The following is a 12,511-nucleotide window of genomic DNA, read 5'->3' as shown; positions in this document are numbered from 1 at the left end:
GAGACGCATTATGCCTTATGGGCAGAAACGGCGGCATCATAGGCAGCCACCAGCGTTGCGGCGCGTTGCTTGACCACATCGGCCTTATCGCCGGGCTTGTAGAGGCTGGTGCCGATGCCGAAAGCACGGACGCCCGCCTTCAGGTAGTCGCCGAAATTGCTTTCGCCGACGCCACCCACGGCACCGATTGGGAAATTGGCGGGCAAAATGGCCTTGATGGCATTGATGCCGCTTGGTCCCAGCACGCTGGCGGGGAAGAATTTGATCGCCGAAGCTCCGGCCTTGATGGCGGCCAGCGCTTCCGTCGGGGTAAAGGCGCCGGGCATCGACACCATACCCAGCCGGGCAGCCTGTCCGATGACTGCGGGATCGGTATTGGGCGTTACCAGCAGATTACCGCCAACACCGTGCAATTGCTCGACCGAACCGGCATCGAGAACGGTTCCCGCACCGATCAGCACGCCATCCGGCGCACGCTTGCGGGCCTTTTCAATCGAGATGAACGGATCGGGCGAATTCAGCGGCACTTCGATGGCCTCGAAACCTTCTTCCAAAAGCACATCGACAACACTTTCGATGTCGTCAGGGCCGATGCCGCGCAGAATGGCGACCAGTTCGCGCTTCAACTGCGGCCATGGGGTATGGGTGGTGGTCATGATCTGGTCCTAACGTCAATTTTGAAGAATGGCTTTGGCGGCGGCAAACAGACCGTCGCGCACCAGGGCGCTGCCGTCAAGAATGCTGGCCTCGCCGTCCGCCAGGGTGATCGCCTTGGCATAAAGCGCCGAGAGCGCTTTTGAACCAACGATATGCACGGTCTTGCCGGAACGGACCCACTCGCGCATGCCGTTGATTTCCGCGCCGATCAGCAGGCCAGACAATCGGCTGGCTGCCTCGTTGGCTCCAGGCGAGGAAAGCAGACCGGCGGCACGGATCGAAAACAGGCTGGTGGTCAGCGTGAAATTTTCGCTGAGCGCTTCGGTGACCGCGTCGGCAAACACCGTCTGGTCGGTTTCCGCCGGGGCTTGCTGGATCGACAGGCGCAGGATCGATTGTTTGGAGAGCAGATCGAAGAGTTCGCCGGTCATGACCGTGCGAAATCTCTGCACCACGCCATTTTCCAGATCCACCCATTTACAATGGGTGCCCGGCATGCAGATCACGCCCGAAGCAATGCCGACTGCAACGACACCGGCAAGCTGGGTTTCTTCGCCGCGCATCACATCGAAAGGGCCGGTCTTGATCTGGCAAAGGCCCGGCAGGATATAAACCGGGCGCGATGCTTTCGGGCTGACGGTATGGTGATAAAGACCGGACAGTGATGCAGGTGTTTCGACATAGGGCGCTTCCAGCCAACCGGCGCGTGCGCCTGCCATGCCAGCGATCACCACCGGCAGGTCCAGAGGCGCTGACAGCGCCTCCAGATGTTCTTCCAACACGGCAGCAAACCGGTTGTCCGCTGCGCAGGCCGACATGCCATCGGCAGACTGGCGCTCACCGAGCACATTGCCCGCGCCATCCACCAGCCAGAGGCGGAAATTGCTGGTGCCCCAATCGGCAAGCCCGACGAAGGGCTTGCCGGTCTCTGCAACCGTTTCGGTTTTGTCAGCCATGCTATTCGTCCGCGCTTATTGCAGGTCTTCCGGCAGCAGGGCGACCGGAATGTTCTGATAGCTGACCGGACGCAGGAAGCGGCGGATCGCCATGGTGCCAACAGAGGTTGCGCCGAAATTGGTGGTGGCCGGATAAGGCCCGCCATGCACCATGGCATCGCAAACCTCGACACCGGTCGGGAAGCCGTTGGCCAGCACGCGGCCGGACTTGCGCTCCAGGATTGGCAGCAGCTTGCGGGCGATCGGCGCGTCGGCATCGTCCATTTGCAGCGTGGTGGTCAACTGGCCGACGAGGCTTTCGGCAATGCCGACCATTTCATCTTCGTCCTTGACGGTGACGAACACACCGAGCGGACCGAAGACTTCTTCGCTCAGCACATGGTTTGCCAGCCAGTTTTCACCTGTCGTAGCAAACAGATAGGGCTTGGCGTTGCGCAGATCGCAGGTGGAGGTCAGCACGGACTGGACGCCCGAGGTTTCCTCGATGCGCTTGGCACCTTCGCGGTAGGCATTGGCAATGCCATCGGTCAGCATGGTCTGGGCATTGGCGGCGGCGAGCGCGGTCTTGGCTGTTTCCAAGAAGGCATCGGCTTCCGCGCCTTCCTTGATGATGGCGATGCCAGGATTGGTGCAGAACTGGCCAGCCCCCATGGTGAGCGAACCCGCCCACCCCTTGGCAATCGCCTCGCCACGGGCCGAGACGGCAGCAGGCAGCAGGAACATCGGATTGACCGATCCCAGTTCGCCGAAGAATGGAATGGGCTCATCACGGCGCACGCAGAGATCAAACAGCGCCCGGCCACCACGCAGCGAGCCGGTAAAGCCGACAGCGCGGGTCAACGGATGCAGGCAAATGGCTTCGCCGGTTTCGCGATTGCCGCCCTGAACCAGCGAGAAGGTGCCGGGATGAACGCCGGTGCTCTTGATGGCAGCAGCGATAGCCTGGGCGACGATTTCCGACGTACCCGGATGGGCTTCATGACCCTTGACGACAACAGGGCAACCGGCGGCCAGCGCCGAGGCGGTATCGCCGCCAGCGGTGGAGAAGGCCAGCGGGAAATTCGACGCGCCGAACACGCCGACCGGGCCGATGGGCCGCTGCATCAGGCGAATATCAGGGCGGGGCAGGGGCTGACGCTCCGGCAGGGCCGCATCATAACGGCGGTCGAGATAATCGCCCTTGCGGATATGCTCGGCAAACAGCCGTAGCTGGCCGGTGGTGCGGCCACGCTCGCCGACGAGGCGGGCTTCCGGCAGGCCGGTTTCCTGGGTGCCGATCTTGGTAATTTCATCGCCACGCGCATCGATTTCCTCGGCGATGGCTTCCAAAAACTTGGCGCGCTCTTCACGGGAGGAGTAGCCGTAGCTGGCAAAGGCCTGTTCGGCGGCTTTCATGGCGCGGTCGACCAGAGCGGCAGAGCCCAGGAAGAATGTATGGCTCTCGCCCGAAGCGGGGCTGGAGGTGAAGGTTCCCGTACCTTCAACCCATTCTCCGGCAATCAGGTGTTTTCCGGTGAGGTTCAGCGTCATGGAGCAGTCCTTTCAAAAATATCGTTCGGCAGGTGGATCAGCGATGAGCCGATCGCGCTGCTATTTGCCCTGGATGCGATCACGTCAGTCGTTCGGCGCATCCGTTTGGCTTTTGCATTCGGCTTGAGGGGCGGGATCGGCAGATGCCGGTTCCGTCCCATAAAGTGCGTCTTACTCGATGAAGGCTTCCACTTCATGACGCTCCGCCGTCAGGAATGCATCGGCAACCAACCGCAGCGGCTGGAAATCGACGTCACTTTCGCGGCTGCGCACCAGTTCGGCAAAGCGCGTGTAGATCCGGGCATATTCCCGGTCGGGGCCTTCCACGGTCAGTGTCTCATTTATATAGAGTTCCGCGCCGCCTTTTGCGAGCCTCAGCGTGCCTTGATCCGTCTCGACGACGATATCCCAAGTCTGCGGGCCTTCCTGGCGCCAGTCGAATTCCGCCTTGATCGGCGCACCGGCTGCGCTGCGCATCGCCAGGCTGGCGGCAATCGGCTGCTGGCGATTGGCGGGGAAGGACAAGGCGGATTTTTCAACGATGGTCTGGCCGGGAATGATCGCGGTGAGGATCGACAGGGCATTGATGCCCGGATCGAACACGCCGAAACCGCCTGCCTCCCAGATCCAGGCCTGGCCCGGATGCCAGCGGCGGACATCTTCCTTCCAGGTGATCTCGATGCGGGTGATGGTCTTGTCCACGAGCCATTGGCGGGCCGGTTCCACACCATTGGCAAAGCGGGAATGCCAGGTGGCAAACAGGGTGACGCCTGCGTCACGCGCCAATTCGGCCAGCGCCTGCGCTTCGCCGATTGTCGCGGCAGGCGGCTTTTCCATCAGCACGTCGAGGCCGTTGGCAATCGCCTTTTTGGCCATGGCGAAGCGCACATCGGGTGGGGTGCAGAGCGCGATGGCACGGATATCCTGGCGGGTCTCCAGAAACACGTCGAAATTTTCGAAATTCTCGGCGCTATCGATCTTGCCGTTGCGGCTGATGGCGGCGGCAATCACGAAGTCGCTGCCGTTTTCGCAGGACGGAATATGCTGGTCGCGGGCAATCTTGCCGACGCCGGCCAGTGCCAGGGCAATCCTGGTTCCGGTGTTTTCAGAAGAGGTCATGACCTGTTCCCTGTCTCGTCATTGAATGGTGTCAAGCGCGCCTGTGGGGCGCGCTTGACGGGAGAGAGATGGATCAATGTGCATCCTTGCCAACGGCGGCGCCACGGCAGCCCTTGAGGAAGTCGAAGTCGGCGCCGGTATCGGCCCCTTCCACGTGATCGTGGAACAGCCGCGCATAGCCACTGGCTGGCGGCTCGACATTCGGGCGCCAATCGGCCAGACGACGCTGCATTTCCTCGTCGGAAATATCCAGATGCACCCGGCGTGCCTCGACATCGATCTCGATGAAATCGCCATTCTTGACGATGGCCAGCGGTCCGCCACGGGCGGCTTCCGGCGAGGTGTGCAGGAGAACCGTGCCGTAGGCGGTGCCGGACATGCGGGCATCGGAAATGCGCACCATGTCGGTAATGCCTTTGCGCAGCACCTTGGGCGGCAGGCCCATATTGCCGACCTCGGCCATGCCCGGATAGCCGCGCGGGCCACAGTTCTTCATCACCATCACGCAGGTTTCGTCAATGTCGAGGGCCTCGTCATTGATCTTGGCCTTGTAATCGTCGATGTCTTCGAACACCACGGCGCGGCCGCGATGCTTCATCAGATGCGCGGAAGCAGCTGATGGCTTCAGCACGCAGCCCTTGGGCGCCAGGTTTCCACGCAGCACGGCGATGCCGCCCTGCTGGGTCAGCGCCTTGTCGAACGGACGGATGACGTCCTCGTTCCAGTTGCGGACATCCTTGACTTCGTCCCACAGCGTCTCGCCGGAAACGGTCAGCGCATCCTTGTGCAGCTTGCCGGCTTCCGCCAACATTTTGATCACCACGGGCAGGCCACCGGCATAGAAGAATTCTTCCATCAGATACTCGCCCGATGGCATCAGGTTGACGATGGTCGGGATATCGCGGCCACAGCGATCCCAGTCATCCAGCGTCAGGTCGATCCCACAGCGACCAGCCATGGCCAGAAGATGCACGACCGCATTGGTGGAGCCGCCGATGGCGCCATTGATGCGAATGGCGTTTTCAAAGGCTTCCTTGGTCATGATGTCGGATGGTTTCAGGTCGTCCTTGACCATTTGCACGATCCGGCGGCCCGAAAGCTGCGCCATCACCCGGCGGCGGCTATCGACGGCGGGAATGGCGGCATTGCCTGACAGCGCCATGCCGAGCGATTCCACCATCGAGGCCATGGTCGAGGCGGTGCCCATGGTGTTGCAGGTGCCGCTGGAGCGTGACATCGAGGCTTCGGCCTCCATGAATTCTTCCTGAGTCATCTCGCCTGCCTTGACGGCTTCCGAGAATTTCCACAGATGCGTGCCGGAGCCGACGCGCTCACCACGGAAATAACCGTTCAGCATCGGCCCGCCAGTGACGACGATGGACGGAATGTCGGTGGAGGCGGCAGCCATCACCAGCGACGGCGTGGTCTTGTCGCAGCCGACCAGCAGCACGGCACCATCGATCGGCTGGCCACGCATGGCTTCCTCGACGGCCAGCGCCGCCAAGTTGCGATACATCATCGCGGTTGGGCGGAAGGTGTTTTCAGACGCCGAGAACACCGGCACTTCGACCGGAAAGCCACCGGCTTCCCAGATACCGGCCTTCACCTTTTCGGCCAGCTCGCGCAGATGGCCGTTGCAGGGGGTGAGGTCCGACCAGGTGTTGAGAACGCCGATGACCGGACGGCCATCGAACAGGTCATGCGGATACCCCTGGTTCTTCATCCAGCCGCGATGGTAAATCGTATCGCGTGAGTTGCCGCCGTACCATTCCTGCGACCTCAGTTTGCGAGGCCAAGCTTTTGGTGTAAAACCACTCATGGCGTTTCTATCCCGTGTTTCGTTCAGTTTTCGCGGCTAGAGCACCGCTGTTCGATTCATTCAGGCAATGTCGATGCCGGATAGACCGGAATCAAAGCGTCTTGACGGCAAAGGGCGTTTCCGCCGCGACCACCAGCGGGTTTTGCAGCGGCAAGCCGAACTGGCTGGCGCTGACTTCGAACACGTCGCCGGGAACAGTCTTGAAGCCATCGGCAAAGGACAGCGTCGCTGTACCGAACATATGCACATGCAGGTCGCCCGGCTGGCAGAACAACCCGTATTTGAAATGGTGATATTCCAGATTGGCGATGGTGTGAGACATGTTGTCCTCGCCCGACAGGAAGGGCTTTTCCCAGACCGTCTTGCCATCGCGCAGGATCTTCGATGCGCCGGTCACGTTGGCCGGAAGATCGCCGACCAGCAGTTCCGGGCCGAAAGAGGCCGGGCGCAGCTTGGAATGGGCAAGATAGAGATAGTTGATCTTCTCGGTGACATGGTCGGAAAATTCGTTGGCCAGCGAAAAGCCGAGACGAACTGGTGTGCCATCGTTATCGATAACATAAAAGCCCGCGATTTCCGGTTCTTCGCCGCCATCAAGCGCAAAGGATGGCGATTCCAGCCCGTCGCCGGGAGCGATGGCATTGACGCCGGTGCCTTTGTAGAACCATTCCGGCTGAACGCCCCACTCACCAGCCTTGGGCTTGCCGCCTTCAAGGCCCATGCGGAACATTTTCATCGAATCGCTCATGCCTGCGGTGTCGGCATGCATGCTGTCACGGGCCGATGCCGAACCGGTATGGGTCAGGCCGGTGCCGGTCAGGAACATATGGGCGGCATCGGGATGACGCACCGGGCAATCCAGCTTACCGCTGGCGGCAAGGGCTGCGAGATCGACGGTTTCGCCAGCGCCTTGCTTGGTGATCAAATCAGCGATGGACGTCTTGGCCGCAATTGCTGCCTTGGCGAGATCGTAGGTGGAGGAAAATCCTGGCACGAGGCGCGCGGTTTCACCCTGCCGGCAGATCACTCCGCCAGCCTTCAACTGTGAAAGATACATTGTTCAGTGTCCTTGGAACATTTCATGGAGCGTTTCATATGGCAACGGAGGCGTTGAAACGGTCTCTGGTTTTACTCTCATGCAATCGGCAGGAACGCCGCTTCACATTATTCCCGGGATTGCTGCACGTCGTGGGGTTTGGGCCGAAACCGGATGAGTGGCTCCGGCCCAAAAGTATCAGGCTGCTTTATTCTTGTTATAGACGTCGAAGAACACGGCGGCGAGCAGCACCAGGCCCTTGACCATCTGCTGGAAGTCGATGCCGAGACCGATGATCGACATGCCGTTGTTCATCACGCCCATGATGAAGGCGCCGATGACCGCGCCGGTGATCTTGCCGACGCCGCCTGAAGCCGATGCGCCGCCGATAAAGCAGGCCGCGATCACGTCAAGCTCGAAGCCGCTGCCCGCCTTCGGCGTTGCGGAATTGAGGCGCGCCGCAACGATCATTCCGGCGAGGCCCGCGAGAACGCCCATGTTGACGAAGGTCAGGAAGCTCAGCCGCTCGGTATTGATACCGGACAGCTTGGTCGCCTTCTCATTGCCACCCATGGCGTAGATCCGGCGACCGATGGTGGTGCGGCGGGTGACGAAGGAATAGAGCATGATCAGCACGAGCATCACGACCAGCACGTTCGGCATGCCGCGATAGGTCGACAGCAGGTAGCCGAGCAGCAGCACAGCGCCTGAAACGATCAAGTTCTGCGCCACGAAGAAGCCGAACGGTTCGACATCGATGCCATGCGCGACATTGACCTGCCGGCGGCGCCAGGCAAGCACGAACAACGCGACGGCGCCGATGACGGTCAGGATAATCGAGGTTGAATGCAGGTCGCCCATGTCGAACAGATCCGGCAGGAAGCCGGTGCTGATCAGCTGGAATTCCTTCGGAAAAGGACCGATATTGCGGCCACCGAGCACGAACAGGGTCAGACCGCGAAACACCAGCATGCCAGCCAGCGTGACGATGAAGGACGGAATGCGGTGATAGGCAACCCAATAGCCCTGCGCCGCACCGATCACACCGCCAATGATCAAACAGATCAAAACCGTTGGCAGGAAGCCGAGGCCCCATTGCACGGTCAGGATGGCGGCGATGGCGCCGATAAAGCCGACGATGGACCCGACCGACAGATCGATATGCCCGGCGACGATCACCAGCAGCATGCCAAGCGCCATGATGATGATGAAGGAATTCTGCAAAACCAGATTGGTCAGGTTGACCGGCTTGAAGAGAATGCCGCCCGTGTAGAACTGGAAAAACACCATGATGGCGACGAGCGCGATCAACATACCGTATTCGCGGATATTGGCGCGAATATAGGAGGCGACCGACACCACGTTCTGTTCTTCCGTGGAAGGGTTGACGGAACTCATTATTTCTTCTCCCCTGAGCGCATGATAGCGCGCATGATGCTTTCCTGGCTTGCCTCTTCTTTCGAGAGCTCGGCCACCATGCGTCCTTCATTCATGACGTAGATGCGATCGCAGGTGCCAAGCAGTTCGGGCATTTCCGATGAAATCATCAGAACGCCTTTTCCGTCGGCTGCAAGCTGGTTGATGATGCTGTAGATTTCGTATTTTGCCCCGACATCGATACCACGTGTCGGCTCATCCAGAATGAGCACTTCCGGGTTGGAAAACAGCCATTTCGACAACACCACCTTCTGCTGGTTGCCGCCGGACAGATTGACGGTTTCCTGGTAGATGCCGTGCGAACGGATGCGCAGCTTCGAGCGATAATCGGTGGCGACCTTGATTTCCCTGATATCGTCGATCACGGTGGCCTTGGACACGCCGGGCAGGTTGGCAAGCGTGGTGTTGTGCAGGATGGTTTCGGCCAGAACCAGGCCCAGATGCTTGCGGTCCTCGGTGACATAGGCGAGGCCAGCGTCGATGGCCTTGCGCACGGTCGAAACATCGACCGGCTTGCCGTCGATCAGAACATCACCGCTGATCTTGTGGCCATAGGCTTTGCCAAACACGCTCATGGCGAATTCGGTGCGCCCTGCGCCCATCAGCCCGGCAATGCCGACGACTTCGCCGCGTTTCACCGACACATTGATATCATGCAGAACCTGACGGTCGCGGTGCTGATGGTGGAAGGCGTTCCAGTTTTTAACCTCAAGAACGGTGTCGCCAATCGGCACGTCACGGGGCGGGTAGCGGTCTTCCAGATCGCGGCCGACCATGTTGCGGATGATGACGTCTTCGCTGACCTCTTCCTCATGACAGTTCAATGTCTTGACTGTCATGCCATCGCGCAGCACGGTGATCTGGTCGGCCACCTTGCGCACTTCGTTCAGCTTATGGGTGATGATGATCGAGGTGATGCCCTGTTCGCGGAACTCGATCAGAAGATTGAGGAGAGCATCGCTATCGGTTTCGTTGAGCGACGCGGTCGGCTCATCGAGAATCAGAAGCTTGACGCTTTTTGACAAAGCCTTGGCGATTTCCGCCAGCTGCTGCTTGCCGACGCCGATATCCGTCACCAGCGTCGAGGGCTGCTCCTTCAAGCCAACCTTGGCGAGGAGCTTCTTGGTGCGGCTGAAGGTTTCTTCCCAGCTGATGACGCCGTTGCTGGCAATTTCGTTACCGAGAAAGATGTTTTCGGCAATCGACAACTGCGGAACCAGCGCCAGTTCCTGGTGAATGATGATGATGCCGATTTCTTCGCTGTCCTTGATGACCTTGAAGTTGCGCACTTCGCCGTCATAGACGATGTCGCCGTCATAGGTCCCAGCGGGATAAACGCCGGAGAGAACTTTCATCAGGGTCGATTTTCCGGCCCCGTTCTCGCCCACCAATGCATGGATCTCACCACGGCGAACCTTGAGGTTCACATTCTCAAGCGCTTTCACGCCCGGGAACGTCTTGGTGATGTTCCGCATTTCGAGGATGGTATTGTCCATAATATCGTTCCAGAGTCACGGCCGCCCAAATCCACAGTAGGCCAAATCCACAGTAGGAATGCGCAGGCAGACGACAATAAAAAGGAAGCCGGAACTTTTGCTTGAAAAGTTCCGGCCGCTTTTTGTTACTTCAGTTGGTCGGCCTTGTAGTAGCCGCCTTCAACCAGGACCTTTTCGTAGTTGGTCTTGGTCACAGCAACTGGCTTCAGCAGGTAAGCCGGAACCACCTTGACGCCGTTGTCGTAGGTCTTGGTGTCGTTGACTTCAGGCGTCTTGCCTTCCATCAGCGCGTTGACCATGGAAACGGTCACCTTGGCGAGATCGCGGGTGTCCTTGAAGATCGTCGAATACTGCTCACCGGCGATGATCGACTTGACCGAAGGCACTTCAGCATCCTGACCGGAGATGAACGGCAGCGGCTGGTCCTTGGAACCATAGCCAACGCCCTTCAGCGAGGAAATGATGCCGATGGAGATGCCGTCATAAGGAGAGAGGACGGCATTGACCTTGGCGTCGGTGTAATAGGCCGACAGCAGGTTATCCATACGGGCCTGGGCAACAGCACCATCCCAACGCAGCGTACCAACCTTGTCCATGCCGGTCTGGCCGGACTTCACGACGAGCTTGCCGCTGTCGATGTAAGGCTGGAGAACCGACATTGCGCCATTGTAGAAGAAGAAGGCGTTGTTGTCGTCAGGCGAACCGCCGAACAGCTCGATGTTGAACGGGCCTTTGCCGTCCTTGAGGCCGAGGCCGTCAACGAGTGTGCCAGCCTGCAAGACGCCGACCTGGAAGTTGTCGAAGGTTGCGTAGTAATCGACGTTGGCGCTGTCGCGGATCAGACGGTCATAAGCGATAACCTTGATGCCAGCATCATGGGCCTGCTTCAGCACGTCGGACAGTGTCGTTCCGTCGATGGCGGCGACGACCAGAACCTTGGCGCCCTTGGTGACCATGTTCTCGATCTGCGAGAGCTGGTTCGGGATATCGTCGTCAGCATACTGAAGGTCGGTTGTGTAGCCGGCTTCCTTGAGCTGCTTGACGATGTTGTTGCCGTCATCGATCCAGCGGGCCGAAGACTTGGTCGGCATGGCAATGCCAACAGTGCCCTTGTCGGCTGCAAATACAGACGACGACATGACGGCTGCGCCCAAAGCGATGGACGCAAAAAGTTTTACGAGTGTCTTCACGAGGAACCTCCCTTGGTTTCCATATCAATCCGCTGCATGATCTGGCCCGCAAACCGTTCCCGGCCTGGCGCGTCATGCAGAAGCGGCCCCAGCTCCTTCTGTTCGCCGCAAAGAATCCGATAGGCTTTATAAGCACTACACGATCCATGCGGGACTCTTATCTGTCCGGGTATGTCATTCAAATGATTTATTTGACATTCCCCATATCAATCCTGATATACGCTTTATGAATAATACACTGGCAAACCGGCTTCAGCCGAAGCATTTCACGCTCATCAAGGCGATTGGAGAGCTTGGACAGTTGAGCCTGGCGGCGGGTCAGGTCTCGATGACCCAGCCTGCAGCATCACGAATGCTGGCCGAAATTGAGCGGATCGTCGGCGCGGCGGTGTTTCTGCGCACGCCCAAGGGCATGGAGGCGACCGAAGTGGGGGCGGCCCTGGTGCGGCGCTCGGAAATCCTGCTTCAGGAAATGCGCGAAGCGATGCGCGAGGTGGACGCAATCAAGCGCGGCGCATCCGGCACCGTCAGTGTCGGGGCGGTGACGGGTGGGGCGCTCGGCTATATCGTGCCAGCCATCAGCACGCTGAAGGCAGAGGCACGCACCGCTGATATTTACGTCGATGTGGCCCCGAGCGGAACGTTGATTTCCAATCTCGTTTCGGGACAGTTTGATTTTGTGCTGGGGCGGATTCCTGTTGGTGTCGATGCCCGCCAATTCCATATTCGTCATGCCCGCACCGAGGAAGTGGATCTGATCGTCCACCAGAGCCATCCCCTGGCCAATTCGACGGATCTCGGGATGACCGACCTGCTGCATTTTCCCTGGGTGATGCAGGGACCGGGCGCGCCGGTGCGCCAGGCCGTTGAAAACGCCTTCATCGATGCGGGAACGACGCTGCCTGTGGATGTCGTCAATACCACCTCGCTGCTGGTGATGATTGCGATGATTGCCGCGTCCAATGCGATCACGCCGCTGTCGCGGGAAGTGTCCGACCTGCTCTGTCGGCAGACGACAGGGGCCGGGCTGTGCTGTCTGAAGATCCGGCGACCGATTATCGTTCTGCCGTATCATATGATCAGCATGAAAAACCGGCATATGTCGACGCTGGCCGCTCGTCTTCAGGATCTTGTCCTTCAGGAATTCACCACGCGCTGAGATCTGTTCTTTTCTGACCTCTGATGGTCTGTGGACAGCATCGTTTTGGTGCATCTGTCACCTTTTCAAGAGGTGGTGGTTGTACACAGGCCGGCCAGACACTGGTGGTTTT

General features: G+C 59.4%; 10 protein-coding genes. 1 reads left to right on the top strand and 9 read right to left on the bottom strand.

Annotated features, from left to right (window positions below; all coding sequences use genetic code 11):
- Positions 1 to 8: 8 nt before the first annotated feature.
- The 9 genes from ASB66_RS16980 to chvE form a co-directional block, all read right to left on the bottom strand.
- Entirely contained in the window at positions 9 to 656 is a 648-nt protein-coding gene (locus ASB66_RS16980; RefSeq protein WP_060718392.1) for a 2-dehydro-3-deoxy-6-phosphogalactonate aldolase, read from the bottom strand.
- A gap of 15 nt (positions 657 to 671) precedes the next feature.
- Positions 672 to 1,613 carry a 2-dehydro-3-deoxygalactonokinase gene (locus tag ASB66_RS16975; RefSeq protein WP_060718391.1) on the bottom strand — a complete coding sequence of 314 codons (942 nt, stop codon included), beginning with the start codon at positions 1,611 to 1,613 and terminating at the stop codon, positions 672 to 674.
- A 15-nt stretch (positions 1,614 to 1,628) separates the two neighbouring features.
- Entirely contained in the window at positions 1,629 to 3,143 is a 1,515-nt protein-coding gene (locus ASB66_RS16970; RefSeq protein ID WP_060718390.1) for an aldehyde dehydrogenase (NADP(+)), read from the bottom strand.
- Positions 3,144 to 3,314: 171 nt separating this feature from the next.
- The gene (locus ASB66_RS16965; RefSeq protein WP_114386751.1) at positions 3,315 to 4,262 is read right to left on the bottom strand and encodes a Gfo/Idh/MocA family protein; all 948 of its coding nucleotides are present in this window, start codon (positions 4,260 to 4,262) and stop codon (positions 3,315 to 3,317) included.
- 73 nt (positions 4,263 to 4,335) lie between these two features.
- Complete coding sequence (gene araD, locus ASB66_RS16960; RefSeq protein WP_041697114.1) at positions 4,336 to 6,081, bottom strand: L-arabinonate dehydratase; 1,746 nt, start codon at positions 6,079 to 6,081, stop codon at positions 4,336 to 4,338.
- A 91-nt stretch (positions 6,082 to 6,172) separates the two neighbouring features.
- Positions 6,173 to 7,138 carry an AraD1 family protein gene (gene araD1, locus ASB66_RS16955; protein ID WP_060718388.1) on the bottom strand — a complete coding sequence of 322 codons (966 nt, stop codon included), beginning with the start codon at positions 7,136 to 7,138 and terminating at the stop codon, positions 6,173 to 6,175.
- Between the two features lie 177 nt (positions 7,139 to 7,315).
- Positions 7,316 to 8,515, bottom strand: coding sequence for a multiple monosaccharide ABC transporter permease (gene mmsB / locus ASB66_RS16950; RefSeq protein WP_060718387.1), 1,200 nt, complete (start codon positions 8,513 to 8,515; stop codon positions 7,316 to 7,318).
- Positions 8,515 to 10,050: a multiple monosaccharide ABC transporter ATP-binding protein gene (gene mmsA, locus ASB66_RS16945; RefSeq protein ID WP_060718386.1), complete on the bottom strand. Its 1,536-nt coding sequence runs from the start codon at positions 10,048 to 10,050 to the stop codon at positions 8,515 to 8,517. The genes mmsB and mmsA overlap by 1 nt, the downstream gene beginning before the upstream one ends.
- A gap of 125 nt (positions 10,051 to 10,175) precedes the next feature.
- On the bottom strand, positions 10,176 to 11,189 hold the full coding sequence (chvE, locus tag ASB66_RS16940; protein WP_156536035.1) for a multiple monosaccharide ABC transporter substrate-binding protein: 1,014 nt from the start codon (positions 11,187 to 11,189) through the stop codon (positions 10,176 to 10,178).
- Between the two features lie 277 nt (positions 11,190 to 11,466).
- Between chvE and ASB66_RS16935 the strand changes: the two genes are divergently transcribed.
- On the top strand, positions 11,467 to 12,399 hold the full coding sequence (locus ASB66_RS16935) for a LysR family transcriptional regulator (protein WP_060718384.1): 933 nt from the start codon (positions 11,467 to 11,469) through the stop codon (positions 12,397 to 12,399).
- Positions 12,400 to 12,511: the final 112 nt, after the last annotated feature.

Source organism: Gillisella vitis, from assembly GCF_001541345.2.
Taxonomy (GTDB): Bacteria; Pseudomonadota; Alphaproteobacteria; order Rhizobiales; family Rhizobiaceae; genus Allorhizobium; species Allorhizobium vitis.
This window is presented reverse-complemented; position numbering and strand designations above follow the sequence as displayed.

Bases quoted from the DNA above. Each gene is read 5' to 3' on its own strand.
- ASB66_RS16980 (WP_060718392.1), bottom strand. From the start codon at position 656: ATGACCACCACCCATACCCCATGGCCGCAGTTGAAGCGCGAACTGGTC.
- ASB66_RS16975 (WP_060718391.1), bottom strand. From the start codon at position 1,613: ATGGCTGACAAAACCGAAACGGTTGCAGAGACCGGCAAGCCCTTCGTC.
- ASB66_RS16970 (WP_060718390.1), bottom strand. From the start codon at position 3,143: ATGACGCTGAACCTCACCGGAAAACACCTGATTGCCGGAGAATGGGTT.
- ASB66_RS16965 (WP_114386751.1), bottom strand. From the start codon at position 4,262: ATGACCTCTTCTGAAAACACCGGAACCAGGATTGCCCTGGCACTGGCC.
- araD (WP_041697114.1), bottom strand. From the start codon at position 6,081: ATGAGTGGTTTTACACCAAAAGCTTGGCCTCGCAAACTGAGGTCGCAG.
- araD1 (WP_060718388.1), bottom strand. From the start codon at position 7,138: ATGTATCTTTCACAGTTGAAGGCTGGCGGAGTGATCTGCCGGCAGGGT.
- mmsB (WP_060718387.1), bottom strand. From the start codon at position 8,515: ATGAGTTCCGTCAACCCTTCCACGGAAGAACAGAACGTGGTGTCGGTC.
- mmsA (WP_060718386.1), bottom strand. From the start codon at position 10,050: ATGGACAATACCATCCTCGAAATGCGGAACATCACCAAGACGTTCCCG.
- chvE (WP_156536035.1), bottom strand. From the start codon at position 11,189: ATGTCGTCGTCTGTATTTGCAGCCGACAAGGGCACTGTTGGCATTGCC.
- ASB66_RS16935 (WP_060718384.1), top strand. From the start codon at position 11,467: ATGAATAATACACTGGCAAACCGGCTTCAGCCGAAGCATTTCACGCTC.